Annotated in this window: 24 protein-coding genes; 15 read left to right on the forward strand and 9 right to left on the reverse strand. The window is 65.6% G+C overall.

The features are described 5' to 3' along the window. Positions 1–34: 34 nt before the first annotated feature. The 3 genes from AC1DQR_RS11915 to thiL form a co-directional block, all read right to left on the reverse strand. The gene (locus tag AC1DQR_RS11915) at positions 35–532 is read right to left on the reverse strand and encodes a CinA family protein (RefSeq protein WP_416049684.1); all 498 of its coding nucleotides are present in this window, start codon (positions 530–532) and stop codon (positions 35–37) included. Between the two features lie 39 nt (positions 533–571). Then, the gene (locus AC1DQR_RS11920; protein ID WP_416049683.1) at positions 572–1138 is read right to left on the reverse strand and encodes a phosphatidylglycerophosphatase A family protein; all 567 of its coding nucleotides are present in this window, start codon (positions 1136–1138) and stop codon (positions 572–574) included. Positions 1139–1243: 105 nt separating this feature from the next. After that, positions 1244–2224 (reverse strand): thiamine-phosphate kinase, encoded by a 981-nt coding sequence (gene thiL / locus AC1DQR_RS11925; RefSeq protein ID WP_416049682.1) that lies wholly within the window; start codon positions 2222–2224, stop codon positions 1244–1246. A gap of 274 nt (positions 2225–2498) precedes the next feature. Between thiL and AC1DQR_RS11930 the strand changes: the two genes are divergently transcribed. The 3 genes from AC1DQR_RS11930 (at position 2499) to AC1DQR_RS11940 (ending at position 6183) form a co-directional block, all read left to right on the forward strand. Beyond that, entirely contained in the window at positions 2499–4823 is a 2325-nt protein-coding gene (locus AC1DQR_RS11930; protein WP_416049681.1) for an NADP-dependent malic enzyme, read from the forward strand. A 407-nt stretch (positions 4824–5230) separates the two neighbouring features. Further along, complete coding sequence (locus tag AC1DQR_RS11935) at positions 5231–5587, forward strand: guanyl-specific ribonuclease (protein ID WP_416050385.1); 357 nt, start codon at positions 5231–5233, stop codon at positions 5585–5587. Further along, positions 5584–6183 (forward strand): barstar family protein, encoded by a 600-nt coding sequence (locus tag AC1DQR_RS11940; RefSeq protein WP_174422986.1) that lies wholly within the window; start codon positions 5584–5586, stop codon positions 6181–6183. Before AC1DQR_RS11935 ends, AC1DQR_RS11940 begins: the two co-directional genes overlap by 4 nt. Before the next feature lie 83 nt (positions 6184–6266). Here AC1DQR_RS11940 and AC1DQR_RS11945 read toward each other — a convergent pair whose 3' ends face one another. The 4 genes from AC1DQR_RS11945 to AC1DQR_RS11960 all read right to left on the reverse strand — a co-directional run bounded on the left by AC1DQR_RS11945 (position 6267) and on the right by AC1DQR_RS11960 (position 8950). Next, complete coding sequence (locus AC1DQR_RS11945; protein ID WP_477133070.1) at positions 6267–6791, reverse strand: YidB family protein; 525 nt, start codon at positions 6789–6791, stop codon at positions 6267–6269. A gap of 51 nt (positions 6792–6842) precedes the next feature. Further along, positions 6843–7601 (reverse strand): 16S rRNA (uracil(1498)-N(3))-methyltransferase, encoded by a 759-nt coding sequence (locus AC1DQR_RS11950; protein ID WP_416049679.1) that lies wholly within the window; start codon positions 7599–7601, stop codon positions 6843–6845. After that, positions 7601–8041, reverse strand: a complete 441-nt coding sequence (locus AC1DQR_RS11955) for a VOC family protein (RefSeq protein WP_416049678.1) — start codon at positions 8039–8041, stop codon at positions 7601–7603. The genes AC1DQR_RS11950 and AC1DQR_RS11955 overlap by 1 nt, the downstream gene beginning before the upstream one ends. 72 nt (positions 8042–8113) lie before the next feature. Beyond that, positions 8114–8950, reverse strand: coding sequence for a spermine/spermidine synthase domain-containing protein (locus AC1DQR_RS11960; RefSeq protein WP_416049677.1), 837 nt, complete (start codon positions 8948–8950; stop codon positions 8114–8116). 130 nt (positions 8951–9080) lie between these two features. On the opposite strand from AC1DQR_RS11960, the gene tkt reads away from it, so the two are divergent. The 3 genes from tkt to AC1DQR_RS11975 all read left to right on the forward strand — a co-directional run bounded on the left by tkt (position 9081) and on the right by AC1DQR_RS11975 (position 13486). After that, a complete protein-coding gene (gene tkt / locus AC1DQR_RS11965) occupies positions 9081–11117 on the forward strand; it encodes a transketolase (RefSeq protein WP_416049676.1) in 2037 nt (678 codons plus the stop codon). Between the two features lie 97 nt (positions 11118–11214). Beyond that, positions 11215–12213 carry a type I glyceraldehyde-3-phosphate dehydrogenase gene (gene gap, locus AC1DQR_RS11970; RefSeq protein ID WP_043349563.1) on the forward strand — a complete coding sequence of 333 codons (999 nt, stop codon included), beginning with the start codon at positions 11215–11217 and terminating at the stop codon, positions 12211–12213. A 283-nt stretch (positions 12214–12496) separates the two neighbouring features. Then, positions 12497–13486, forward strand: coding sequence for a LysR family transcriptional regulator (locus AC1DQR_RS11975; RefSeq protein WP_150985932.1), 990 nt, complete (start codon positions 12497–12499; stop codon positions 13484–13486). A gap of 74 nt (positions 13487–13560) precedes the next feature. Here the strand turns inward: AC1DQR_RS11975 and fur are convergent, their stop codons facing one another. Continuing rightward, positions 13561–13992, reverse strand: a complete 432-nt coding sequence (fur, locus tag AC1DQR_RS11980; RefSeq protein WP_043349559.1) for a ferric iron uptake transcriptional regulator — start codon at positions 13990–13992, stop codon at positions 13561–13563. 199 nt (positions 13993–14191) lie between these two features. Here fur and AC1DQR_RS11985 point away from each other — a divergent pair, with 199 nt between their 5' ends. From AC1DQR_RS11985 to AC1DQR_RS12025, 9 genes are all read left to right on the forward strand, one after another. Then, the gene (locus tag AC1DQR_RS11985) at positions 14192–14797 is read left to right on the forward strand and encodes an outer membrane protein assembly factor BamE (RefSeq protein ID WP_416049675.1); all 606 of its coding nucleotides are present in this window, start codon (positions 14192–14194) and stop codon (positions 14795–14797) included. 63 nt (positions 14798–14860) lie between these two features. After that, positions 14861–15658: a 4-hydroxy-tetrahydrodipicolinate reductase gene (dapB, locus tag AC1DQR_RS11990; protein ID WP_416049674.1), complete on the forward strand. Its 798-nt coding sequence runs from the start codon at positions 14861–14863 to the stop codon at positions 15656–15658. 147 nt (positions 15659–15805) lie between these two features. Continuing rightward, positions 15806–18442: a leucine--tRNA ligase gene (leuS, locus tag AC1DQR_RS11995; RefSeq protein ID WP_416049673.1), complete on the forward strand. Its 2637-nt coding sequence runs from the start codon at positions 15806–15808 to the stop codon at positions 18440–18442. Positions 18443–18490: 48 nt separating this feature from the next. Continuing rightward, on the forward strand, positions 18491–19012 hold the full coding sequence (locus tag AC1DQR_RS12000) for an LPS-assembly lipoprotein LptE (protein ID WP_052494686.1): 522 nt from the start codon (positions 18491–18493) through the stop codon (positions 19010–19012). 65 nt (positions 19013–19077) lie between these two features. Beyond that, positions 19078–20118 carry a DNA polymerase III subunit delta gene (gene holA / locus AC1DQR_RS12005; protein WP_416049672.1) on the forward strand — a complete coding sequence of 347 codons (1041 nt, stop codon included), beginning with the start codon at positions 19078–19080 and terminating at the stop codon, positions 20116–20118. A 130-nt stretch (positions 20119–20248) separates the two neighbouring features. After that, on the forward strand, positions 20249–21529 hold the full coding sequence (locus AC1DQR_RS12010; RefSeq protein WP_416049671.1) for a glutamate-5-semialdehyde dehydrogenase: 1281 nt from the start codon (positions 20249–20251) through the stop codon (positions 21527–21529). Between the two features lie 126 nt (positions 21530–21655). Next, complete coding sequence (locus tag AC1DQR_RS12015; RefSeq protein WP_416049670.1) at positions 21656–22078, forward strand: CopD family protein; 423 nt, start codon at positions 21656–21658, stop codon at positions 22076–22078. A 142-nt stretch (positions 22079–22220) separates the two neighbouring features. Beyond that, the gene (locus tag AC1DQR_RS12020; RefSeq protein ID WP_043349543.1) at positions 22221–22826 is read left to right on the forward strand and encodes a 2-hydroxychromene-2-carboxylate isomerase; all 606 of its coding nucleotides are present in this window, start codon (positions 22221–22223) and stop codon (positions 22824–22826) included. Between the two features lie 81 nt (positions 22827–22907). Further along, entirely contained in the window at positions 22908–24182 is a 1275-nt protein-coding gene (locus tag AC1DQR_RS12025; protein WP_477133071.1) for a THUMP domain-containing class I SAM-dependent RNA methyltransferase, read from the forward strand. A gap of 43 nt (positions 24183–24225) precedes the next feature. Here the strand turns inward: AC1DQR_RS12025 and AC1DQR_RS12030 are convergent, their stop codons facing one another. Beyond that, positions 24226–25272 carry a response regulator gene (locus AC1DQR_RS12030; RefSeq protein ID WP_043349537.1) on the reverse strand — a complete coding sequence of 349 codons (1047 nt, stop codon included), beginning with the start codon at positions 25270–25272 and terminating at the stop codon, positions 24226–24228. Positions 25273–25504: the final 232 nt, after the last annotated feature.

Raw genomic sequence — 25504 nt, forward strand, 5'->3', positions numbered from 1 at the left:
CGGCGGCTTGCTGGCGTCGCGCGTACCCGAGACCTCAGGCCTCGTTGCGGACCAGTTCGAGCAGGCCGCGAATCGCGTATTCCGCAGCCTGGCGGCGGATTTGCTGCCGGTCGCCGCGATAGCGCTGCGTTTCCACCTTGGTGGTGATGCGGTTGCTCCAGCCGAAGCACACCATGCCCACGGGCTTTTCCGGCGTGCCGCCGGTTGGCCCGGCCACGCCGGTGATCGACAACGCCACCTGGGCGCGGCTGTTGAGCAGGGCCCCTTCGGCCATGGCGCGCGCCACTTCCTCGCTGACCGCGCCATGATCGCGAATCAGCTTGGCTGGCACGCCCAGCATGGTCGACTTTGCCTCGTTCGAGTACGTGACGAAGCCCCGCTCGAACCACCCTGACGAACCCGATACATCGGTAATGGCAGCGGCCACCAGGCCGCCCGTGCAGGATTCCGCGGTGGCGAGCAACAGCGACTTCTCGTTCAGGGAGATTCCGACCTGGACGGCGAGTTGGTCGAGCAAGCGGCTGACGGGCATGATGGCGGATTCAGTAGATAGGTTGGGGGGAGTGGCCGATCACAGCGAACGCCACAGGGCGAACACCAGCAGTGTGTAGAAGGCGGCCATGATGTCGTCGAACATCACGCCGAAACCGCCGCGCAGGCCGGGTCCCTTGAGAGTGCGGTCGAGATGCCCGATGGGCGCTGGCTTGACGATATCGAACAGGCGGAACCACAGGAACGCCGCAAGCTGGCCCCAGAAACCGGTCGGCATGACAAAGGCCATGACCAGCCAGAACGCCACGATCTCGTCCCAGACCATGCTGCCGTGGTCAAACACGCCCATGTCGCGCGCGGTGCGGGCGCAGGCCCAGAGCCCCAGCACGAAGCCGCCGACGATCAGCCACAGCCAGGTTTCCGGCCGCACCCACATCGAGATCACCAGGTAGGACAGCCACGCGTACAGCGTGCCGACCGTGCCCGGCCCGACTGGCGATAGTCCCGAGCCGAAGCCCAGCGCAATCAGGTGAGCAGGGTGCGAGAGCATGAAACGCGCCGTAGGGCGCGTGATCTTGGCGGCCTGGCCGGCTTCCAGGGTCAGGGCGGGATCGTGCGCGGTAGGCCCGGGCGGGTAGGCGGACATCAGGGATTGGCTCGTCTGGTTCGGATGGGATTGTGCCGGACGGCGTGTCCGGGCAGGGTCTGGCGCCCCGCATGGCTGCATGATGACACGGCGGATGCAGGCTTGTCAGGGGGGCGCGAAGTGGTCGAAGCTGGTGCCGTTGTAAGCGCTCGGATTACCGTCGCGGTCAACCAGGCGCAGGCCAGCCTCGGGCGTGATCGCGCCGACGCGCGTCAGGGCCAGCCCGAGCCGCGCGCCGATGGCGGCAATGTGGTCGCGCTCGCCCACGGGCGCGGTAAAGCAGAGTTCGTAATCGTCTCCGCCGGCCAGGGTGCATTCCAGCTGGCGCGCCTCCGGCTGGCTGGCCAGCACCGTCGAGCGGGGCAGGGCGTCCACATCGAGCAAGGCGCCGACCTGGGAGCGCTCCAGGATATGGCCGAGGTCGCCGACCAGGCCATCGGAAATATCGAGTGCTGCATGGGCCACGCCGCGAAGCGCCATGCCCAGCGCGATGCGCGGCGTTGGCGTGTCCATGCGCGGGCGCACCTGGCTGAAGTCCGGTTCGGGCAGCAGCCATTCGCCACGGAAGTCGCCTAGCGCCAGGCGGGCATCGCCAAGCGTGCCGGAGACCCAGATATCGTCGCCGGGGCGTGCGGCATCGCGTCGCAGTGCCTTGTGCACAGGTACGTCGCCGAACACCGTCAGGCTCAGCGTCAGCGGGCCGCGCGTGGTGTCGCCGCCGATCAGCTCACAGCCGTGGGCGTCTGCCAGTTCCAGCATGCCGGCGGCCAGTTCGGACAGCCATGCGGCTTGCGCATCGGGCAGCGCCAGCGCTAGTGTGAAGGCGCGGGGCTCGGCGCCCATGGCAGCCAGGTCGGACAGGTTGACCGCCAGCGCCTTGTGGCCAAGTGAGCGCGGCGCCACGTCCGGAAAGAAGTGCCGCCCGCTGACCAGCATGTCAGTGCTGATGGCAAGGTGGTGACCGGGGCGCCCTTCAATCAGCGCGCAATCGTCGCCCACGCCCAGTACCGCCTTTTGTGCGGGCCGGGTAAAGAAGCGGCGGATCAGGTCGAACTCGGAGAGCTGGGCGCTGGAGGAATCGGGCATGAAGGGGATCGGGGCGGCGGAGATTCTGCGAAGGGTCAGGGAAACCTCGCCGGGTCGCGGCCGCTGCGGGTTTCGCCCTGCTGTTCAGCGCTGGCGGCATGCGGCATATTGTACCGAAACGCAAAGGTGCCTCGCGCAAAACGCTTATTGTGAAATAATATTTCACAATATAAAATGCCAGGTTCCAAAGGAAGAGACTGCGGGTACGTGGAGCCGACCCGCCATTTCGTGTCCCATACGTGATTAACGGCTCCACCGACCGGAAGATGCGCCGATGACCAGTCCCCAGCAGCCCACGCCCCAAGACGACCTGAAGCAGCAGCAGCGTGAGGCGCTGCGCAAAGCTGCCCTGGAATATCACGAGTTTCCGACCCCGGGCAAGATCTCCGTTACGCCGACCAAGCCGCTATCCAACCAGCGTGACCTGGCCCTGGCGTACTCGCCGGGCGTGGCCTACGCGTGCGAGGAAATCGTCGCCGATCCCCTTAATGCATTCCGCTACACCGCGCGCGGCAACCTGGTCGGCGTGATCACCAACGGCACCGCCGTGCTGGGCCTGGGTGATATCGGCCCGGCGGCTTCCAAGCCGGTGATGGAAGGCAAGGCGGGCCTGTTCAAGAAGTTCGCCGGCATCGACGTGTTCGACATCGAACTCGATGAGAAGGACCCCGAGAAGCTGGTGCAGATCATCGCCGCGCTCGAGCCCACCTTCGGTGGCATCAACCTGGAAGACATCAAGGCACCCGAGTGCTTCTACGTTGAGCGCAAGCTGCGCGAGCGCATGAAGATTCCCGTCTTCCACGATGACCAGCATGGCACCGCCATTGTGGTCGGCGCGGCCGTGGTCAATGGCCTGACCGTGGTCGGCAAAGATATCAGCAAGGTCAAGCTGGTGGCTTCCGGCGCGGGTGCTGCGGCGCTGGCTTGCCTGGATCTGCTGCTCGACCTCGGCATGAAGATCGAGAATATCTGGGTGACCGACCTGGCTGGCGTGGTCTATGAAGGCCGCGCTGAGCTGATGGACCCGGAAAAGGCCCGCTTCGCGCAAAAGACCGACAAGCGCAAGCTGGCAGAAGTGATCGATGGCGCCGATATTTTCCTGGGCCTGTCCGCTGCCGGCGTGCTCAAGCAGGACATGGTCCAGCGCATGGCCGACAAGCCGCTGGTGCTGGCCCTGGCCAACCCTAACCCGGAAATCCTGCCGGAGCTGGTCAAGGAAGTCCGTCCGGACGCGGTGATCGCCACCGGCCGTACCGACTACCCGAACCAGGTCAACAACGTCCTGTGCTTCCCCTTCATCTTCCGCGGCGCGCTGGACTGCGGCGCCACCACCATCACGCGTGAGATGGAAGTCGCCGCGGCGCATGCGATCGCGGAACTGGCCCGCCAGGAGCAGAGCGACATCGTCGCCACTGCCTATGGCATCCAGGACCTGTCCTTTGGCCCTGAGTACCTGATTCCCAAGCCGTTCGATCCGCGCCTGATCGTCAAGATCGCGCCGGCGGTGGCCGAGGCCGCCATGAAGTCCGGCGTGGCCGCGCGCCCCATCAAGGACATGGACGCGTACCGCCTGCAGCTGCAGCAGTTCGTGTACCACTCCGGCACCCTGATGAAGCCGATCTACGCGGCTGCCCGCCAGGTCGACATGGAGAAGAAGCGCATCGTCTTCGCCGAGGGCGAGGAAGAGCGTGTGCTGCGCGCGGTGCAGGTGATCGTCGACGAAAAGCTGGCCAACCCGATCCTGGTCGGCCGCCCGGCCGTCATCGCCCACCGCATCGAGCGCTTTGGCCTGCGCCTGCGCGGCGGCATCGACTTCACCGTGGTCAACCCGGAACACGACGCACGTTTCCGCGACTACTCCGAGGCGTACTTCAAGATGATGGCCCGTCAGGGCATCACCCAGCAGTACGCCAAGCTGGAAATGCGCCGCCGCACCACGCTGATCGGCGCGATGCTGGTCAAGCAGGGCGAGGCCGATGGCATGATCTGCGGCACGGTCAGCACGACTGCCGCGCACCTGCGCTACATCGATCAGATCCTGGGTGGCACCAACGAGGTGTATGCGGCGATGAACGGGCTGGTCCTGCCGGGCCGGCAGATCTTCCTGGTCGACACCCACGTCAACATCGACCCGACCGCTGGCCAACTGGCCGAGATCACCCTGATGGCCGCTGAAGAGCTCAAGCGCTTCGGCATCGTCCCCAAGGTGGCGCTGATGTCGCACTCCAACTTCGGCACATCCGAAGCGCCGTCGGCGCAGAAAATGCGCGAAACCCTGGCGATCCTGCGCGAGCGCGCCCCGGATCTCGAGGTGGATGGCGAGATGCACGGCGATTGCGCGCTGGACCCGAAGCTGCGTGACACGCTGGTGCCGGACGGCACCCTCAAGGGCGAGGCCAACCTGCTGGTGTGCCCGAATATCGACGCTGCCAACATCGCCTACAACCTGCTCAAGGTCGCGGCGGGCAACAATGTGGCGATCGGGCCGATCCTGCTTGGCGTCAAGGCGCCTGTCCACATCCTGACGCCTTCGGCCACGGTGCGGCGTATCGTCAATATGACGTCACTGGTGGTGGTGGACGCGGCAGCCAAGCGCTAAACCCCTGTCAGTCTTGAAAAGCCGGGCTTGCCCGGCTTTTTTATTGTCTTTTTACTGCCGCCGGCACCCCGTCAGTGTGTGCACACATTTTCTTAACATGTTGAAACAATTGAGGTTTTCCACTCTGCCCGGGGGCGGGGATTGATTATTTATTAGCATGGGCGTAACCTTATGCCTTTGAAGTACGCGCTCGTTACACGCGCGACGAAGCTGTCGATTTACGCGCAGGCCGTCCGGGGCGCAGGCAAAATGGGCAGTTTAGGTGGCGCGGCAACCGCGCAGCGGCGCCGGGATCGTTTGGTTGGTGTCCTCAAATCAAGACAAGCAACGTGGGTTCCCAGATTCCTTTGACGCAGCGCGCATCACAATGGATTTCAGTCGCCGGTCTGGCGCGAGTGGCAAGCCGGGTGTTGGCGAGCGTGGCGTTGTCGTGCGCGCTGGCGCAGCCGGTGCTGGCACGCCAGGCGGCCGATGACGGCACGGGAACCATCGCAGTACAACAGTTGCCCAACGAGGCACAGTCCACGTTGGAGCGGATCGAAGCGGGTGGCCCGTTTCCCTATGCCAAGGATGGCTCGAGGTTCGGCAACTACGAGCGCGCCCTGCCGCAAAGGTCGCGCAATTACTACCGCGAATACACGGTGAAGACAAACAGCCGAAATCGAGGAGCACGACGGATCGTATGTGGCGGTGATCAACGCGCCACCAACGACTGTTACTACACGGACGACCACTACAACAGTTTCAAACGGATAGCCAAATGATGACTGACATTTTCGGACTGGGCGACGCCCTTGCCGCCCGCGAAGAGCGCGGCGCCGGAGATGGCTGGCAGCGGGCCCAGACCCAGGCCCAGAATCTTTACGACAACGTGTTGACGATGCCCCGCAACGAGCTCTCGCAACAACCGCCGCTCGCACCCGTTCCCGCAGCCGGCACTGACGGCAGCCAAGAGGGAGCCATGACCCTGTTCAAGACGGTGCGTCCAAACATCGTCCAGTCGATCCGCGCGTTTCGCGTGCCCGAACTCGCTCAGGCCGCCGTGGAGCTGGGCCAGCATTTCCTGTATGCGAACTGCGCACATTGCCAGAGCAAGGCGGAAGTGCTGGAAACCATCGCCACCAACTTCCTCTTTCCCAAGCATTTCGGCAAGAATTTCGATGCGCTGGCCGATTGCCTGACCGACCTGATCTACAAGGCGGGCCCGCAGCCCGGTTTCGTGATCGTGCTCGAAGGCCTGCCGATTGCGCAGAAGTTCGACAAGGAAGGGCGCGAGGTTCTGTTAGATGTGTTCCGTGATGCGGCCGAGTTCTGGGCCGAGCGCAAGGTGCAGTTCCGCGTGTTCTACTCCTTCGCATGAGCGCCAGCCGCCTGTAGCGAAGACAGCAAGATAAAAAAGGCCCGCTAGCAGCGGGCCTTTTGCTTTGCCGGCAGGGCGCGGGGTTATGCCGCCGGCGGTACCTGGCCTTGCGGCGTCAGCTTGTCGATCAGCTCCGGCAGTCCTTCGCTGAGATGGGCTGCGACATCGTCCTGGGACAGGCCTGTCTTTTCAGCCAGGCTCTCCAGCGCGCCGGTACCACCCAATGCGCTGGCCAGCGCGGACGGCGAGACCGCCTGGTTGGCGCCGGTGCCGATCCACGAGTTGACCTGTTCGCCCAGGCCGGCCTGGGCCAGGACCTGCTGCAAGGCGCCGATGCCGCCGGCCGCTGCGCCCAACGCGGGCGCGCCGCCGGCCTGGCCGCCCAGCAGCCCGCCGAGCAGTCCGCCAAGGCCGCCGAGGCCCCCCGCACCTGCCGAGGCCGGATCCTGCGCGCCGCCGCTGCTGCTGTCCCCGCCCTTATGGCGCATGGCCAGCATGGCCAGCAGCCCCAGCGCCATCATCATCTTGGGGTTCAGGCCGCCAGCGCCCGCTTCGCCGCTGCCGCGCTGCCCGAGCACTCCGCCCAGCACGCTATCGAGTAGTCCCATGATCGACTCCTTCCGGTGAGTGTGGCGCCGGGCCGGGATGGCCGGGTGCCGTCAAAATCCGCCCAGTACCGCGTTGAGCGTGGCCAGGCAAGCAAGCCCGGCTGTTTCTGTACGCAAGATGCGCGGCCCGAGTGACACGCCCGTGAAACCGGCGCGCAGCGCCGCCGCTTCCTCGTCCGGCGCCAGCCCGCCTTCGGGCCCGATCAGCAGTGTCACGCCGCGGTCCAGCAACGCATTGCGCTGCTCGGTGGCAAACGATACCAGCGACTGCGAGGCCCGCGGCGATACCAGCAGCCGCGCCCCCTCTTGGGCCGCCGCGGGCTTTGCCTGCAGGCCTAGCCAGGATTCCACGTTAGCGACTGGCGCGACCTCCGGCAAGCGATTGCGTCCACATTGCTCGCATGCGGCCTCGACCAGCGCCTGCCAGTGCGCCTGGCGTTTCTGCGCCCGCTCCCCCGAGAGCCGGACCACGGAGCGGGCCGCCTGCAGCGGCTGGATGGCGGCAACGCCAAGCTCGACGGATTTCTCGATCAGCCAGTCCATCTTGTCGCCGCCCGCCAGACCCTGCGCCAGCGTGACGTGGAACGGCGGCTCGGCCTCGAACGGATCGTGGCTGCCGATCCGCGCCAGCGCATGGCGCTTGCCGATTTCGACCAGGGTAGCCGCATGGCTGCCGCCGCGCCCGTCGAACAGGGTGATGTCGTCGCCTGGGTTGAGCCGCAGCACCTGGACATGGCGCACCACGGCTTCGGGCAACGGCATGTCGGTCTCGGCGGCCAACGCGGCATCAATGAAAAAGCGAGGCGGCATCAGGCGGATCCGTCCTCGTTCTTGCCGGCGGCTTTGTCCACCGGCTTGCCGAAGCCCCAGCGGTAGCCATCGGGATCCTCGACCATGCAGTAGCGGTCGCCCCAGAACTGGTCGGCGGGCGCCATCAGGCTGACCGCGCCGGCGGCGACGGCACGCGCGTGCATGGCATCGACATCGTCGCAGTAGACGTAGAACGTCTGCGGGCATTCGACGCCGAGCGAGCGGGGCGCGCGCGCGGTGCTGCCCCAGGCGCCTTCGGGCGCGAACATCACGACGAGCTCGCCGTGGTAGTGCATCTCGGCGTGCGTCGGCACACCGTTTTCGTCGACCACATTCCCCGCGCTGAAACCGAAGGCGCGGTGGTAGAAGTCGAGCGCGCTGCGCCCGTTGCCCACCGTCAGGTAGGGGGTGAGCCAGGGGGTGTTGGCCGGTCTTGTCATGATCGTCTCCTGGTTACGGGAAGCCGCGCGGGGCTTGCCTGGGCGGCAAGACTCGCGGTGCGAACGAGCATCTTACGCGGGTGCGCAGGCGCTGTCGAAAAGCGCCTGCAGGTGCAGGGGCAGGGCGAACAAGGCCGGATGGAGCGCGGCGTGGTAGCAGCGCAGCTTGCGGTCGAGCTTCCAGGCGCGCAGCCGCTCGTCGAGCTGCGCGGCATCGGCGCCGCGCACGTCGAGGGTGTCGCTGGCCAGCGCGATGGCCCATTGCGCGCCGTAGACGGGGATGAAGGTGGTGATGGGGTGGACTTGCGCAAAGCACTGCCGCAAGCGCGCGGCGAGCACGCGGACCGAATCGGGGCGGTGTTCCGGCGGGCCAAGGTGCAGGGACAGCGCGCCGCCGGGCGCCAGGCAGCGCCGGGCGGTTTGCAGGCCGTGGTTGGAGAAGAGCGCAGCCGCCGGGCTGCCGTCGTCGGCCTCGGTCAGATCGAATACGATCAGGTCGAACTGCCGCCCCGCACGGCCAAAGGCTTCCATCAAGCCCAGCGCGTCGCCAATGGCGAGGTGCACGCGTGGATCCTCGAAGGCGCCCTGGTGGATGCCGTCCAGCCAGGCCCGCGCCAGCGTCACGACATCGGGGTCGAGTTCGGCCACCACCACCTCGCGCATGAAGGGCAGGCGCAGCAATTCATGCGCCGAGCCGCCGTCGCCGCCACCCACCACCAGCGCGGAGCGCGCCGCGCCATGGGCCACGGCCATGGGGTGCACCATCAGCTCATGCTGGATGAAGGCGTCCGCTTCCGCGCTCATGATGCGGCCGTCAAGGCGGAAGATCCGGCCAAAGCGGGGATGCTCGCCAATCTCGATTTGCTGGTACGGCGAGCGCATCGCCGCGAGCAGCCGAATCTGGCCCAAGGTGGTGCCAACGCCTGGGGAAAGCCATTCGGTCCATTGCAGATGGCCGCCAGGCGGGGCCGCCGGGTGGCCTAACTCCCCCCTTTGATCTGGTAAAATTGCGCTTTTCCCGCCGCCAGGTTCCCGCCGCATGTCTCACCTCGCTCATCCCGCCGCCAGTCCGCACGCTTCGCAGCCCGTCCAACTCATGGCCAACGCCATCCGCGTCCTGGCCATGGACGCCGTTCAGCAGGCCAATTCAGGCCACCCCGGCATGCCGATGGGCATGGCGGATATCGCGGTTGCGCTGTGGGGCCGTCATCTGAAGCATAACCCGAGCAACCCCAAGTGGGCTGACCGCGACCGCTTCGTGCTGTCCAACGGCCACGGCTCGATGCTGCTTTACGCGCTGCTGCACCTGACCGGCTACGACCTGCCCCTGGCCGAACTGAAGAACTTCCGCCAGATGCACAGCAAGACGGCAGGCCACCCGGAATATGGCATCACCCCGGGCGTGGAAACCACCACCGGCCCGCTGGGCCAAGGCCTGACCAACGCGGTCGGCATGGCGCTGGCTGAACGCCTGCTGGGCGAGGAATTCAACCGCCCGGGCTTCGACATCGTCAACCACCACACCTATGTGTTCCTGGGCGACGGCTGCCTGATGGAAGGCATCAGCCACGAGGCCTGCTCGCTGGCCGGCACGCTCAAGCTGAACAAGCTGGTCGCGCTCTGGGACGACAACGGCATCTCGATCGACGGCGACGTGGTGCACTGGTTCGCCGACGACACCCCGAAGCGTTTCGAAGCCTACGGCTGGAATGTGATTCGCGCGGTGGACGGCCATGACGCCGCCGCCGTCGATGCCGCCATCGCCGAAGCCAAGCACAGCGACCGTCCGACCCTGATCTGCTGCCGTACCCTGATCGGCAAGGGCGCGCCCAACAAGGAAGGCGGCCACGATGTGCATGGCGCACCGCTTGGTGGCGCCGAAATCCTGGCCACGCGCGAGGCGCTGGGCTGGGCACACGCTCCGTTCGAACTCCCGGCCGAAGTCTATACGGCATGGGATGCCAAGGCCCGCGGCGGTTCGCTGGAAAAGGCCTGGAGCGCGTTGTTCGAGGCTTATGCGGAGCGCTTCCCGTACGAAGCCGGCGAATTCCAGCGCCGCATGCGCGGCGAGCTGCCCGGCGCGTTTAACGCTGCCGTGGACGCTTTCCTGGCCAAGTGCGAGGAAAAGGCGGAAACCATCGCTACCCGCAAGGCTAGCCAGAACACCATTGAGGCGCTCGCGCCGGTGCTGCCGGAATTCCTGGGTGGCTCGGCCGACCTGACCGGCTCCAACCTGACCAACTGGTCCGGCAGCAAGGCCGTGCGCGGCGATGCCTGGGGCAACCACATCAACTACGGCGTGCGCGAGTTCGGCATGAGCGCCATCATGAACGGCATCACGCTGCATGGTGGCTACATCCCCTACGGCGGCACCTTCCTGACCTTCTCCGACTACAGCCGCAATGCCCTGCGCATGGCGGCGCTGATGAAGATCCGCACGCTGTTCGTGTTCACCCACGACTCCATCGGCCTGGGCGAAGACGGCCCGACCCACCAGTCGATCGAACACGTCGCCAGCCTGCGCCTGATCCCCAACATGGACGTGTGGCGTACTGCCGACACGACCGAAACCGCGGTGGCCTGGGCCCAGGCCGTGCGCCGCGAGAACGGCCCGAGCTGCCTGATTTTCAGCCGCCAGAACCTGCCGTTCCAGAAGCGTGACGACACCACCCGCGCCAATATCGCGCGGGGCGGCTATGTGCTGCGCGCCGGCAACAATCCCAAGACCGGCCGTCCGGATGCCGTGATCATCGCCACCGGCTCGGAAGTCGGCCTGGCCGTTGGCGCCGCCGACCAACTGGCCGCCGATGGCGTGCACGTGCGCGTGGTCTCGGTGCCGGCAACCACGGTGTTCGACAAGCAGGACGCCGCCTACAAGGCATCGGTGCTGCCGGCCGGCGTGCCGCGCGTGGCGGTCGAGGCGGGCGTGACGGACTTCTGGTGGAAGTACCAGGTCCAGGCCGTGGTGGGCATTGACACCTTCGGCGAATCGGCTCCCGCTGGCGTATTGTTCAAGCACTTCGGCTTCACGGTCGAGAACGTCGTGCGCACCGTGCGCGACACGCTCGGTCAGTAACAGGTATTCCCGGGCCCGCGCAGCGGTCGACTCGGCCGCGCGGGCCGGCAGACGCTTTCCCGCATCCATCGATCGTTAGCCTACTCAGGAGATAAACATGACCATCAAGATCGGCATCAACGGCTTCGGCCGCATCGGGCGCATGGTGTTCCGCGCAGCCGCAGCCAACTTCAAGGAAATCGAAGTCGTCGGCATCAACGACCTGCTCGAACCCGACTACCTGGCTTACATGCTGAAGTACGACTCGGTGCACGGCCGCTTTGACGGCGAAGTGTCGGTCGACGGCAACACCCTGATCGTCAATGGCAAGAAAATCCGCCTGACCGCTGTCAAGGATCCGTCCGAACTGAAGTGGGGCGAGATCGGCGCCGACGTGGTGATCGAATCCACCGGCATCTTCCTGACCAAGGAAGGCGCGCAGAAGCACATCGACGCGGGCGCCAAGAAGGTGATCATGTCGGCACCGTCCAAGGATGACACCCCGATGTTCGTGTACGGCGTGAACCACGGCACGTACAAGGGCGAGGCGATCATCTCCAACGCCAGCTGCACCACCAACTGCCTGGCGCCGGTCGCCAAGGTGCTGAACGACAAGTGGGGCATCAAGCGCGGCCTGATGACCACCGTGCACGCCACCACCGCCACGCAAAAGACCGTCGACGGCCCGTCCAACAAGGACTGGCGCGGTGGCCGCGGCATCCTGGAAAACATCATCCCGTCGAGCACTGGCGCTGCCAAGGCCGTGGGCGTGGTGATTCCCGAGCTGAACAAGAAGCTGACCGGCATGTCGTTCCGCGTGCCGACCTCCGACGTGTCCGTGGTCGACCTGACCGTCGAGCTGGAAAAGGGTGCTACCTACGCCGAGATCTGCGCCGAAATGAAGGCGCAGAGCCAAGGCGCGCTCAAGGGCGTGCTGGGCTACACCGAAGACAAGGTGGTTGCCACGGATTTCCGCGGCGATGCACGCACCTCGATCTTCGACGCCGAAGCCGGCATCGCGCTGGACTCGACCTTCGTCAAGATCGTGAGCTGGTACGACAACGAGTGGGGCTATTCCAACAAGGTGCTGGAAATGGCTCGCGTGGTCGCCAAGTAAGTTTGCCGGGATAGGTTGGTTTGCGCACGGAACAAGGCGGCATTCCCCGGGATGCCGCTTTGTCGTCTGCTTGCAACTCCAGCTATCGGGAGCCTAGGCGGGTCCTTTTGCCAGGATCCTGGCAAAAGGACGAAGGCCGGCACGGTGCAAGGGGCTGGCGCGGAATTCCTGTTCCGTTCCCCACTTTGCTCTTACACTGTGAAAGTGCTGGAAACACCGATGTGCAGCCAATGCAAGTGACGATACGGTCATTCCCAATTCCCAATCCAACCTGGGTGAGATCATGGTGAATGTGGATACCAAGCTGCTCGTGATTTTTACCGAGCTGCTCAGCAAGCGAAACGCGACCTATGTCGCGGAAAAAATGCATATGACCGCACCTGCGGTTTCGCATTCGCTGGGCCGCCTTCGCGAGATTTTCGACGATCCCCTCTTCATCCGCGTGCCGCACGGCCTGACGCCGACGCCGCGAGCCTTGGAACTCGGGCCGAAGATTCGCGACATGCTGGACCTGTGGTCCTCGATCAACGAGGGCGACGCCGATAATTTCGACCCCGCTACCGCCACCGGCACCCTCAACATTGGCTTTGCCGCCGAGCTGGGCGATACGGTCTTCAACCGCTTTATCCTGCGCATCAAGCAACTGGCGCCGGAGTTGCACATCAAGCTGGTCGAATCCCATTCCTGGGAGTCGGATGTGGCCGCCATGCGCGGCAACGAGCTGGACCTGGCGTTCTCGCCATTCCCGACCCGGCATCCCGAAATCGTTGAAGAGATGGTGACTTCGCTCAACCTCTGGGTTTGCGCGCGTAAAAACCATCCGGTGCTCAAGGGCACCTGCACGCTCGAGCAGTATCTCGACTGCGGCCACATCTTCATGGCGCATTCCGGCGGCAATGGCCGTCCGGCACCGTCGCTGATCCCGCTGGACTATGCGTTGCAGCAGCGCGGGCTAAAGCGCAATGCCACGCTGACGGTGCATTCCTGGCGCGCGCAATCGGAGCTGGCCGCGCAGACCGACATGATTTTTACGGTCAATGCGCTGACCAAGGACATGGCTTGCGAGACCTACGGCCTCAAGGCCTTCCCCTTGCCGGCAGAACTCAATACCACGCTGGGCCTGAACATGTTCTGGCACCGCAGCCGCAACACCCACCCGATGCTGGTATGGGCACGCGGGCTGTTCCGCCAGGTCGTGGGCGAATTCGTCGGCGTGCCGGCGGTTGCGCGCGGCCTGCACATCGTTGCCGAGCAGGATCATACGGAATCGTGAAGCAGGCTTGAAACAAAAAAACCGGCGCTGGCGCCGGTTTTTTTATGTTTGCGCGGCAGGCCGCCGCCGCAGGCTTAGCGCTTGGGCCGGTGGGGGCACTCGTGCTTGGTGCAGCTGCCATAGAGCGACAATGCGTGTTCTTGCAGCGCGAAGCCGCGCTCGGTTGCGATGCTTTGCTGGCGACGCTCGATCTCGGAGTCGTAGAATTCCTCCACGCGGCCGCAATCGATGCAGACCAGGTGGTCGTGATGCTTGCCTTCATTCAGCTCGAAAATGGCTTTGCCGGATTCGAAGTTGTTGCGCGACAGCAGCCCCGCCTGCTCGAACTGGGTCAGCACGCGATAGACGGTTGCAAGGCCGATATCCATTTGTTCGTTGAGCAGGATGCGGTAAACATCTTCCGCGCTGAGGTGGCGCTGCTCGCTGGTCTGGAAGATCTCGAGGATCTTCAGACGCGGTACGGTCGCTTTAAGACCGATATTTTTGAGGTCCGCCGGACTCGGCATGGGCGTGACTCCCTAGAGTACAATGTCTGGATAGTTGAATCATAAGGGTTTTGGCGGCAAAAGTCGCCCCGGCGGTTGCCCGGGGCTCGGTCACCTGCCCTAGGCTGCGCTCGCGATGACCCATCGCCGCTGCCGCCTCACGGCAAGGGCCGTGAGGGCCTGAATCGGCACTTTTCTCTCCCTTCTAGAAGCGAGATACATGCGTTCATTTCGTTCGTCCGCCATGCGTCCGACGCTGGTTACTACTGTGCTGGCTGCAGCTACCCTGCTAACGGCAGCGTGCTCCACCTATGACAATACGTCGCGCAAGGTCGCCAATGCGATCACGCCGTACCGTATCAACATCGTGCAAGGCAACTTTGTCTCGCGTGAAGCCGCCGCCCAGTTGCGTGAAGGCATGACGCGCGAGCAGGTCAAGTTCCTGCTCGGCACGCCGCTGCTGGCCGATGTGTTCCACGGCAATCGCTGGGACTACGTGTTCTCGTTCCGCCGCGGGAATACGCCGGTGGTGCAGCAGCGCCGCTATACCGTGTTCTTCGATGGCGACAAGCTGGTCAAGTTCGGTGGCGACGAGCTGCCGTCCGAATACGAGCTGATTGCCGAAATCGACGGCATGAAGGCCATGCAGGCGGGCAAGGCACCGACACCCAAGGCACCGGCCGAAACCGTTGCCGCGGCTTCGGAAGCGGCTGCAACCCCGGCCGCAGCCCCGGATGCAGCTCCCGCCGCGGCGCCTGCGGTGGCAGCTCCGGCTGCCGCCGCCTCGTCCGCCGCGGCCGGTGGCCCGGCCAGCCCGACCAACTGAGCCTTCAGGCCCGAATGCCGGCCGCGTCACGCGGCCGGCTTGTATTTTGACTGCTGACACGCCATGAATATCGCCATCGCAGGTGCCTCCGGCCGCATGGGCCGCATGCTGATCGAACACGTACTCGCCACCGAAGGCGTCACCCTGTCGGGCGCACTGGATGTGCCGGGTGCCCCGGCGCTGGGCCAGGATGCCGGGCTGCTGCTGGGCCGCGTCACGGGCGTGGCGATCACCTCGGATATCGACGCTGCCCTCGCTGGCGCTGACTGCCTGATCGACTTTACCCGGCCCGAGGGCACGCTTGTGCACCTGGCAGCGGCGAGGCGCCTGGGCGTCAAGGTGGTCACCGGCACCACCGGGTTTGACGACGCCGGCCGTGCCGCCATCGCCGAAGCTGCCAAGCACATTGGCGTGGTGTTCTCCGCGAATATGAGCGTGGGCGTCAATGCCACGTTCAAGCTGCTGGAAGTCGCCGCCAAGCTGCTGTCGTCCGGCTACGACATCGAAGTCATCGAGGCGCACCACCGCCATAAGGTGGATGCCCCATCGGGCACCGCGCTGGCGATGGGCGAGGTGGTGGCCAAGGCATTGGGCCGCGATCTGAAGACCTGCGGCGTGTTTGCCCGCGAAGGCCACACCGGCCCGCGCGACCCCAATTCCATCGGCTTTGCCACCGTGCGCGGCGGCGATATCGTGGGCGACCACACCGTGATGTTCGCCGGCACCGGCGAGCGCATCGAGATCACGCACAAGTCGTCCAGCCGCCAGTCATATGCCGAGGGCGCGCTACGCGCGGCGCGCTTCCTTGCCGACAAGCCCGCCGGGCTGTTCGACATGCAGGACGTGCTTGGCCTGAAGTAAGGCTCCCGGCACGCCCTGCGCCGCAAGTGCCGACGGTTATAATCGGCACTTTCGCCGTTCCAGCGCAGGCGGGCGCCGCAAGGCTTGCCCGCCGCTCATCTTTTCCACGCTTTTCGCACGCCGACGCACCGCGCCGTTGTCCTGAACATGCAAGACAAATACCTTCCCTCAGCCGTTGAACAAGCCGCCCAGCAACACTGGCAAGCCATCGATGCCTATCGCGTATCGGAAGAGGCGAAGCTGGCCGACGGCAGCGAGAAGCCGAAGTTCTATGCCTGCTCGATGCTGCCTTACCCGTCGGGCAAGCTGCATATGGGCCACGTGCGCAACTACACCATCAACGACATGATGGCGCGCCATCTGCGCATGAACGGGCACAACGTGCTGATGCCGATGGGCTGGGACGCGTTCGGCATGCCGGCGGAAAACGCCGCGCTCAACAATGGCGTGGCGCCTGCGGCCTGGACCTACAACAACATCGCTGAAATGAAGCGGCAGATGCAGTCGATGGGCCTGGCCATCGACTGGTCGCGCGAAGTCGCCACCTGCAGCCCGGACTACTACCGCTGGAACCAGTGGCTGTTCCTCAAGATGCTGGAAAAGGGCATCGCCTACCGCAAGACTGGCACGGTGAACTGGGATCCGGTCGACCAGACCGTGCTGGCCAACGAGCAGGTCATCGACGGGCGCGGCTGGCGCTCGGGCGCGCTGGTTGAAAAGCGCGAGATCCCGATGTACTACCTGCGCATCACCGATTACGCCGAGGAACTGCTCGGCGATCTGGACGACCTGGGCTGGCCCGAGCGCGTCAAGATCATGCAGCAAAACTGGATCGGCAAGAGCGTGGGCGTGCGCTTCGGGTTTCCGCATGCTATCGCCGGTGACGACGGCAAGCTGATCGGCGACGGCAAGCTCTATGTGTTCACGACGCGCGCCGACACCATCATGGGCGTGACCTTCTGCGCGGTCGCCGCCGAGCACCCGCTGGCCACCCATGCCGCCGCGACCAATCCTGAACTGGCCGCCTTCATCAACGAGTGCAAGCACGGCTCGGTGATGGAAGCCGATATGGCGACCATGGAAAAGAAGGGCATGCCCACCGGCCTGAAGGTGGTGCACCCCCTTACCGGCGAGCAGGTCGAGGTGTGGGTTGGCAACTACGTGTTGATGAGCTACGGCGACGGCGCTGTGATGGGCGTGCCCGCGCACGACGAGCGCGACTTTGCCTTTGCCAACAAGTACGGCCTGCCGATCAAGCAAGTGGTCGACATGGTTGACGCCAAAAAGGGCCAGCCGTTCTCCACCGAAGCCTGGCAGGAGTGGTATGGCGACAAGGAGCACGGCACCTGCATCCATAGCGGCAAATACGACGGCCTGGACTACAAGGCTGCGGTGCAAGCCATCGCAGCCGATCTCGGTGCCAAGGGCCTGGGCGAGAAGAAGATCACCTGGCGCCTGCGCGACTGGGGCATCTCGCGCCAGCGCTACTGGGGCACGCCGATCCCGCTGATCCATTGCGACGACTGCGGCGTGGTGCCGGTGCCGGAGCAGGACCTGCCGGTGGTGCTGCCGGAAGACCTGGTGCCGGATGGCACCGGCAACCCGCTGGCCAAGGATCCGCGTTTCCTCGCGTGCACCTGCCCGTCGTGCGGCAAGCCGGCGCGCCGCGAGACCGACACCATGGATACCTTCATCGATTCGTGCTGGTATTACATGCGCTATACCTGCCCGGACGCGGCCACCATGGTCGATGCGCGCAACGACTACTGGATGCCGATGGACCAGTACATCGGCGGCATCGAGCACGCGATCCTGCACCTGCTGTACGCCCGCTTCTGGACCAAGGTCATGCGCGACATGGGTCTGGTCACGTTCAACGAGCCGTTCTCCAACCTGCTCACGCAGGGCATGGTGCTCAACGATACCTACTACCGCGAGGACGCGGCGGGCAAGAAGACCTGGTTCAACCCGGCCGAAGTCGACGTCAGCACCGATGAGCGCGGCCGCCCGCTGGGCGCCGTGCTCAAGGCGGATGGCCAGCCGGTGGTGATCGGCGGCGTGGAGAAAATGTCGAAGTCCAAGAACAACGGCATTGACCCGCAGGCCCTGATCGACCAGTACGGCGCCGACACCGCGCGCCTGTTCGTCATGTTCGCCGCGCCGCCCGAGCAGCAGCTCGAGTGGAGCGGCTCGGGCGTGGAGGGCGCTTCGCGCTTCCTGCGCCGGGTGTGGAACTACGGCTATGCCAACGCCGAGGCGATTGCCGCGGCGGGCAATGCCGTGCCGTCCGGCGATGCCGACGCAGCACTGCGCCGCGAGATCCACGGCGTGCTCAAGCAGGCCAACTACGACTACCAGCGCATCCAGTACAACACCGTGGTGTCCGCCACCATGAAGATGCTCAACGCGCTGGAAGACGCCAAGCAGGCCACGCCCGCCGCGCGCCGCGAGGGCCTGGGCATCCTGCTGCGCGTGCTGTATCCGGTGGTGCCGCACGTCACCCACGGGCTGTGGCAAGAGCTCGGCTACGCCACGCAGTACGGTGATTTGCTCGACGCAGCCTGGCCGCAGGTGGACGAATCCGCGCTGGTGCAAAGCGAGCTGGACCTCGTGCTGCAGATCAACGGCAAGGTGCGCGGCAGCCTGAAGGTGCCGGCCGCTGCCGACCGCGCTGCCATCGAGGTCATGGCTGCCGCCAGCGAGATCGTTGCCAAGTTCGCTGACGGCGCCGCGCCGAAGAAGATCGTGGTGGTCCCGGGCCGCCTCGTTAATGTGGTTCTTTAACGTGACGCTGTAACTAGCGTCAGAGAAGCCAACAAGGGAGCTGCCCACATGGATGGACAGAAGCTGGATCGACCGCTGCAGGGCCGCCGCAAGGTCCTGGCCACGCTGCTGCTGGCCGGCCTGCTGGGCGGCTGCGGGTTTCACATGCGCGGCAATGCGGACTTCGCATTCAAGCGGCTGTATGTGAGCATTCCGCCCAATACGCTGATGGGCTCCGATTTGCGCCGCGCCATCCGCAACGGATCGGACACGCAGATCGTGACCGACCCGAAAGAGGCGGATGCCCTGCTCGATGTGCTGCAGGACACGCGTACCAAGACAGTGCTGTCGATCACCACCACCGGCGTGGTGCGTGAGTACCGCCTGACGCAGCGCTTCACCTTCCGCCTGCGTGATGCCGGCGGCCAGGAGCTGATCGCGCCGTCGCAACTGGTGCTCACGCGTGACCTGACCTACAACGAAGCCAACACGCTAGCCAAGGATTACGAAGAGCAGCAGCTCTATCGCGACATGCAGCGCGACATCGTGCAGCAGCTGATTCGCCGGCTGAGCGCGGTCAAGGCCATCTGAGCGGCGCGAGAAGCGCCGGCCAGATACGCCCAATACGGCAAGGACAGAGGAAAGAAGCGCACGGCATGCAGCTCAAGCTCGATGGACTCGAAGCGCACCTGCGCCAGGCCAAGGGACGCGGCCTGGCTTCGCTCTACGTGGTGCATGGCGATGAGCACCTGCTGGTGCTCGAGGCGGTCGACCGCCTGCGACAGGCTGCACGCGAGGCCGGCTTCACGGAGCGCGAGGTACTGTCCTCCGAGCGCGGCTTCAACTGGGGCCACGTGGTCCAGGCGCAGCAATCGATGTCGCTGTTCGGCGACCGCAAGATCGTCGAGCTGCGGATTCCCTCCGGCAAGCCCGGCAAGGACGGCGGCGAGGCGCTGCGCGCGGTGGCTGCCCAGCCTTCGCCGGACGTGGTCATGTTCATCACGCTGCCACGGCTGGACTTCGCCACGGCCAAGTCGGCCTGGTTCCAGGCGCTGGACGCCGCCGGCGTGTCGATCAAGGTTGATTCCGTCGACCGCACCCGGCTGCCGGCCTGGGTCGGCGAGCGGCTGGCGCTGCAGCAGCAACGGGTCGAGCCCGGCGAACCGGGGCGGCGCGCGCTGCAGTTCATCGCCGACAAGGTCGAAGGCAACCTGCTGGCCGCTCACCAGGAAATCCAGAAGCTCGGGCTGCTGTATCCGGCTGGTCCGCTGACCTTCGAGCAGGTGCACGATGCGGTGCTCAACGTGGCCCGCTACGACGTCTTCAAGCTCTCCGAAGCCATGCTCAGCGGCGACGTGCCGCGCCTGGTGCGCATGCTCGAAGGGTTGCGCGGGGAGGGCGAGGCCACGGTGCTGGTGCTGTGGGCGCTGACCGAGGAAATTCGCGTATTATCCAAGGTCCGGCAAGGGCTGGCGGCAGGCAAGCAGATTGGTGTCCTGACGCGTGAACTGCGCATCTGGGGCCCGCGCGAAAAGCTGGTGCCGCAGGCCGCGCAGCGCCTCTCGCTGGCGCAGCTGGAAGCGGCGCTGGGCATGGCCGCCAAGCTGGACCGGCAGGTCAAGGGCCTGCGCGCCGAAGGCATGCCGGCCGAGCCCTGGGATGGCCTGCTGCAGCTGGCGCTGACCATCGCCCGGTAAGCCCGCAGGCCGGTAGCCGGTAGCCGGTAGCGCGGTCATTGGAGATCACTGCCAGCGACCCGCATAGCCAGCCGTAGCCGACAAAAAAAGCTAAACCAAGCATTGAGGGCCGGGTCCCCTGGCCAGGAATATGAACGAGCTCGATCTCAAGCAGTACATGGACCGCGTCGGCCAGCAGGCCCGCGCCGCCTCCCGCGCCATGGCGCGCGCCTCCACCGCGGACAAGAACCGCGCGCTGTTGACCATCGCCGCCGCCATCCGCCGCGACGCCGCGCACCTCAAAGCCGTGAACGCCGGCGACGTGGAGCGTGCCCGCGCCAACGGCCAGGACGCCGCTTTCATCGACCGCCTGACGCTCTCGGACAAGGCGATCGACACCATGGCCGCCGGCCTGGAGCAGATCGCCGCGCTGGCGGACCCGATCGGCGAGATCAGCAACATGAAATTCCGCCCCACCGGCATCCAGGTGGGCCAGATGCGGGTGCCGCTGGGCGTCATCGGCATCATTTACGAGTCGCGTCCCAACGTGACCATCGACGCGGCCGCGCTGTGCCTGAAGTCGGGCAACGCCACCATCCTGCGCGGCGGCTCCGAGGCGATCGATTCCAATACCGCGCTGGCCGCCCTGGTGGCCGAGGGCCTGGCCGCTGCGGGCCTGCCGCCCGAAGCGGTGCAGGTGATCTCGACCACCGACCGCGCCGCGGTTGGCCGCCTCGTCACCATGACCGAATATGTCGACGTGATCGTGCCGCGCGGCGGCAAGAGCCTGATCGCGCGCCTGATGGCAGAAGCGCGGGTGCCCATGATCAAGCACCTGGATGGCATCTGCCACGTCTATATCGATGTCGACGCGGACCTGGACAAGGCGGTGCGCGTTGCCGACAACGCCAAGACCCAGCGCTACGCGCCCTGCAACACCATGGAAACGCTGCTGGTCGCGCGCGATGTCGCCGCCGCGGCGCTGCCGCCGCTGTGCCGCATCTACCAGGAAAAGGGCGTGGAGCTGCGCGTGTGCGCCGCCACCCGCGCCACGCTGGAAGCCGCCGGTTTCACCGGCCTGGTCGACGCCACCGAAGAAGACTGGCGGCTTGAGTACCTGGCGCCGGTGCTGGCGATCCGCACCGTGGCCGGGCTGGACGAGGCCATCGAGCACATCAATACCTACGGCTCGGCGCATACCGATTCCATCATCACCGAGAACTACACCACTGGCATGCGCTTCCTGCGTGAGGTGGACTCGGCCAGCGTGATGATCAATGCGTCGACGCGCTTTGCCGATGGCTTCGAGTACGGCCTGGGCGCCGAGATCGGCATCTCCAACGACAAGCTGCACGCGCGCGGCCCGGTCGGCCTGGAAGGCCTGACCTCGCTGAAGTACGTGGTGTTCGGCCACGGCGAGATCCGTACCTGAGCGGGCTGGCGGCACGCGTCCCGTGCCGCCTCCCGTGCCGCCTCCCGTGCCGCCTCCCATTGCGCATCCCCACCGTTCCACCGTTCCCATGCATTCCCATGGGAACCCAACCAGAAAGAAGGCCAGATGCTCTGGGTTAAAGCGCTGCACATCGTTTTCGTTGTCTCCTGGTTCGCTGGCCTGTTCTACCTGCCTCGCATCTTCGTCAACCTCGCCATGGAGCGCGAGCCGGCCAGCGAGCAGCGCCTGCTGCTGATGGCGCGCAAGCTCTACCGCTTCATGACCATGCTGGCGGTGCCGGCGCTGGTGTTCGGGCTGTGGCTGTATATCGGCTACGGGATCGGGCGCGGTCCGGGGCAGGGCTGGATGCATGCCAAGCTGGCGCTGGTGCTGGTGCTGATCGGCTATCACCATGGCTGCGGCGTGCTGCTCAAGAAGTTCGAGGGCGGGCGCAATACGCGGTCGCACACCTTCTATCGCTGGTTCAACGAGTTGCCGGTGCTGGTGCTGCTGGCGGTGGTGATCCTGGTGGTGGTCAAGCCGTTCTGACGCGCGTTGGCCGGCGTCCGCGCGCATCGCCTGCGCGGGCCGCCGGGTCTGGGTTTTTTCTCGTATCGTATTTCATTCGTTTCACGCAGCATCGCCGCATTCACCGCGCGGTTGTCTCGCCCCACTCCGTCCAGAGGACATGATGAGCAAGCAGGTCGACTACTACCTCACCCCGCAATCGCCTTTCGTCTACCTTGGCCACGAACGCTTCACCGCGATTGCGGCCAAGCATGGCGTGCAAGTCAATCTCAAGCCCTGCGACCTGGGCCGCGTGTTCTCTGTTTCGGGGGGCTTGCCGCTGGCGCAGCGTCCGCCGCAGCGCCAGGCTTACCGCCTGGTCGAGCTGGCCCGCTGGAGCGAGTTTCTTGGCCTGCCGCTGAACCCGCAGCCGACCTTTTTCCCGGTCTCCGGCGACGCCGCCAGCAAGCTGGTCATCGCCGTGCAGTTGGCCCATGGCACCGCCCGCGCGATGGAGCTGATCGGCGCCATTGGCCGCGCCCTGTGGGCCGAGCAACGCAATATCGCTGACGCCGCCACGCTGGCGCAACTGGCCGACAGCATCGGCCTGGAAGGCGCGGCGCTGCTCAAGGCGAGCGACGCGCAGGCTGTCCAGGCCGCCTATACGCAGCACACCCAGGACGCGGTTTCCGTCGGCGCGTTCGGCGCGCCGTGGTACGTCTATGACGGCCAGCCTTTCTGGGGCCAGGACCGCCTGGACTTCCTCGATCGCGCCCTCGCGGCGGGCTGAAGCCCCGGAGCGCGGTACACTGCGCGCTATCCGACCCCGTCCGCTACGGCGGACGTTTTTGTTTGCAGGAATTCCCAAGCCATGTCCCAAGCCTTTTTTGCCTCCTGCCCGCGCGGCCTCGAGAGCGCACTTGCCGAAGAGTTGCACGAGATCGCAGCCCGGCCCGGCCTGGCCAGGCTCGCCCCCATCCAGGTCCATCGCGAAATGCCCGGTGGTGTCACTTTCTCGGGCGAGATGGCCGCGGCCTACGCAGTCAACCTGCATTCGCGCATTGCCAGCCGGGTGCTGATGCGGGTCGCCAACCGCGGCTACCGGCGCGAAGACGATATCTATGACCTGGTGCGCGCCCAGCGCTGGGATCACTGGTTCACGCCGGACGAGACGCTCCGGGTGGACGTCACGTCGCATCGCTCGCCGCTGCAGAGCCTGAACTTCATTGCCCTGCGTATCAAGGACGGCGTTTGCGACGCCATGCGCGAGCGCTCGGGCGAGCGGCCCAGCGTCGACACCGTGAATCCGGATGTGCGGATTTATGCCCACCTGACCGAGCACGATTGCACGCTCTACCTCGACACCTCGGGCGATCCGCTGTTCAAGCGGGGCTGGCGCCTGGAGAAGGGCGAGGCGCCGCTGAAGGAAAACCTGGCCGCTGGCATCCTGCGCCTGGCCGGATGGGTGCCAGGCCAGACCGAACGCCCGTTCTACGATCCGATGTGCGGCAGCGGCACCTTCCTGGTGGAAGCGGCCCAGGTGGCCCTTGGCCTGGCTCCTGGCGCGAACCGCAGCTTTGGCTTCGAGCGCCTGAAGGGCGCCGACAACAAGACGTGGAATGCGCTGAAGGCGGCTGCGCGGGATGACGAGGAGGCCGCGCGCAAGCGCGTCGCGTCCGAGCCCCTGGAACTCGCCGGCAGCGATATTTCCACCGACCTGCTGTCGATGTCGCAAGCCAACTGGGAACGCGCCGGCTTGCCCGGCGAAGTGCGGTTGAAGCAAGTGGATGCACGCTTTGCGCAGCCGCCGTTCGCAGCACCCGGCCTGATGCTGATGAACCCGCCGTATGGCGAGCGGATTGCCGTGCGGGGAGAACGCCGGCGGCCGATGGATGAAGCACCGGTCGACGAGATCGATGACGAGGCCGCCAATCAGTTCGCCAGCGCCTTCGCCACCACGCTCAAGCAGCATTTCGCGGGCTGGCAGGCATGGGTGTTCACTGGCGATCTGACGCTGCCGCGCCGCTTGCGGCTCAAGGAGTCGCGCCGCACGCCGCTGTACAACGGCAATATCGAGTGCCGGCTGTTCCGTTTCGACATGGTGCGAGGCGGCAACCGCAACGCCCCCGTGCAGCCTTCGGCCTGATGCGGCGCGCGCAGGAGAGGCTCGCTCTCCTGCGCGGTGTGGCTTAGCGCGCTGCGCGCCCGGTGACCCGCTCGGGGTGACGGGCAAAATCGTCCAGGAAGCCCTGGAAGCTGACCACCGGCTCCTGCAGCAAATGGCGCGGCAGGTCGAACAGCGCGTAGAAATAATCCTCACGCCCTTCGCAGCGCTCGGCCGGCAGGCAATATTGCTCCCAGTCGATGCAGGCCGGCGTGTACATGCCGTTGCCTGGCCAGAAGAAAGGCACGATGCGGCCCTCGCGCAGTCCCTCGATCAGGGCCGCCGGCGCATCGTAAGCTTCCGCGGATTCCACCTGGTTGATCAGGCCGGCGCGTGTCTCGATCACCATCAGCGTGGCCTGGCCCTGCGCCGTCAGCATCAGGATGCCGGCTGGGTTGGGGTAGAGGTAGTACTCGACAAAGCCGTAACGCGCGGTGACCTGGCGCACCCGCTCGCAGATCGCCGGATCCGACAGGAAGGAAAACGAGTGGCGCGTCAGCAGATCGCGCAGCGTGCGCGACAGTGTGGCGAAATACTGCTGCTGGAGTGCGTCGATCTCCTGGTCCAGCCGCTCGACCATGTTGCTGTCGTGCTTCTTCACGTAGCGGTCGATCAGCCCGTGGTTGAAGCCCTGCACGGCAATGCCTTCGTCGGCGGTGCCGGTCAGCAGGATGGTCTTGCACGGCAGGTCCTGCAGGGCCTGGCAGAACTCCAGCCCGTTCATCTGCGGCATCGAATAATCGACCACGATCACGCCCGGCTGCACAAAGCGGTTGTAGTCGTGGATTTGCCGGTAGATGCGGTCGATATCGAGCTGCACGGTGCGCCGCTCGGTCAGGAAGGTCAGGTCGTCGTGCGTGACCCGCACGGGCAGGAAGCCGGTCGAGCGTGTGGTGTAGGTCTCGCGGATCCATTGCAGGGCTTCGCGGGGGTCGGTGAAGGTTACCACCGGGCGCGACGGATCCATCTGGAACGCCAGGCTGTCGATGAACGATTTACTGTCGTCGACGAGCACCGTGAGGATCGGGTGATGGAAGACCGACAGATTCCTGTCCTGGGGGTTGAATGTCATGTTGCGTTCGGCTCCGGTGTCGGCAGACACTTCGGGCGGGTGGTTTGGCGCGGCTGGAGATCCGGCGCGGCAAGGCCAACGGACGGATCGGTTCGGAGCGGCCCACCGCGCTGGACTACACCTGGCCCTTTTTGGGTGACCGGCGCGTGCCATGGCCGGTGACCGGAAACCAGTATAGCGCGCTCGCGCTCGCGCGCAACCGGACCTCGGCGAGATGGAAAAAAGCGCGACA

Source organism: Cupriavidus sp. 05L411, from assembly GCF_056398045.1.

Bases quoted from the DNA above. Each gene is read 5' to 3' on its own strand.
- AC1DQR_RS11915 (WP_416049684.1), bottom strand. From the start codon at position 532: ATGCCCGTCAGCCGCTTGCTCGACCAACTCGCCGTCCAGGTCGGAATC.
- AC1DQR_RS11920 (WP_416049683.1), bottom strand. From the start codon at position 1,138: ATGTCCGCCTACCCGCCCGGGCCTACCGCGCACGATCCCGCCCTGACC.
- thiL (WP_416049682.1), bottom strand. From the start codon at position 2,224: ATGCCCGATTCCTCCAGCGCCCAGCTCTCCGAGTTCGACCTGATCCGC.
- AC1DQR_RS11930 (WP_416049681.1), top strand. From the start codon at position 2,499: ATGACCAGTCCCCAGCAGCCCACGCCCCAAGACGACCTGAAGCAGCAG.
- AC1DQR_RS11940 (WP_174422986.1), top strand. From the start codon at position 5,584: ATGATGACTGACATTTTCGGACTGGGCGACGCCCTTGCCGCCCGCGAA.
- AC1DQR_RS11945 (WP_477133070.1), bottom strand. From the start codon at position 6,791: ATGGGACTACTCGATAGCGTGCTGGGCGGAGTGCTCGGGCAGCGCGGC.
- AC1DQR_RS11950 (WP_416049679.1), bottom strand. From the start codon at position 7,601: ATGCCGCCTCGCTTTTTCATTGATGCCGCGTTGGCCGCCGAGACCGAC.
- AC1DQR_RS11955 (WP_416049678.1), bottom strand. From the start codon at position 8,041: ATGACAAGACCGGCCAACACCCCCTGGCTCACCCCCTACCTGACGGTG.
- tkt (WP_416049676.1), top strand. From the start codon at position 9,081: ATGTCTCACCTCGCTCATCCCGCCGCCAGTCCGCACGCTTCGCAGCCC.
- gap (WP_043349563.1), top strand. From the start codon at position 11,215: ATGACCATCAAGATCGGCATCAACGGCTTCGGCCGCATCGGGCGCATG.
- AC1DQR_RS11975 (WP_150985932.1), top strand. From the start codon at position 12,497: ATGGTGAATGTGGATACCAAGCTGCTCGTGATTTTTACCGAGCTGCTC.
- fur (WP_043349559.1), bottom strand. From the start codon at position 13,992: ATGCCGAGTCCGGCGGACCTCAAAAATATCGGTCTTAAAGCGACCGTA.
- AC1DQR_RS11985 (WP_416049675.1), top strand. From the start codon at position 14,192: ATGCGTTCATTTCGTTCGTCCGCCATGCGTCCGACGCTGGTTACTACT.
- dapB (WP_416049674.1), top strand. From the start codon at position 14,861: ATGAATATCGCCATCGCAGGTGCCTCCGGCCGCATGGGCCGCATGCTG.
- leuS (WP_416049673.1), top strand. From the start codon at position 15,806: ATGCAAGACAAATACCTTCCCTCAGCCGTTGAACAAGCCGCCCAGCAA.
- AC1DQR_RS12000 (WP_052494686.1), top strand. From the start codon at position 18,491: ATGGATGGACAGAAGCTGGATCGACCGCTGCAGGGCCGCCGCAAGGTC.
- holA (WP_416049672.1), top strand. From the start codon at position 19,078: ATGCAGCTCAAGCTCGATGGACTCGAAGCGCACCTGCGCCAGGCCAAG.
- AC1DQR_RS12010 (WP_416049671.1), top strand. From the start codon at position 20,249: ATGAACGAGCTCGATCTCAAGCAGTACATGGACCGCGTCGGCCAGCAG.
- AC1DQR_RS12015 (WP_416049670.1), top strand. From the start codon at position 21,656: ATGCTCTGGGTTAAAGCGCTGCACATCGTTTTCGTTGTCTCCTGGTTC.
- AC1DQR_RS12020 (WP_043349543.1), top strand. From the start codon at position 22,221: ATGAGCAAGCAGGTCGACTACTACCTCACCCCGCAATCGCCTTTCGTC.
- AC1DQR_RS12025 (WP_477133071.1), top strand. From the start codon at position 22,908: ATGTCCCAAGCCTTTTTTGCCTCCTGCCCGCGCGGCCTCGAGAGCGCA.
- AC1DQR_RS12030 (WP_043349537.1), bottom strand. From the start codon at position 25,272: ATGACATTCAACCCCCAGGACAGGAATCTGTCGGTCTTCCATCACCCG.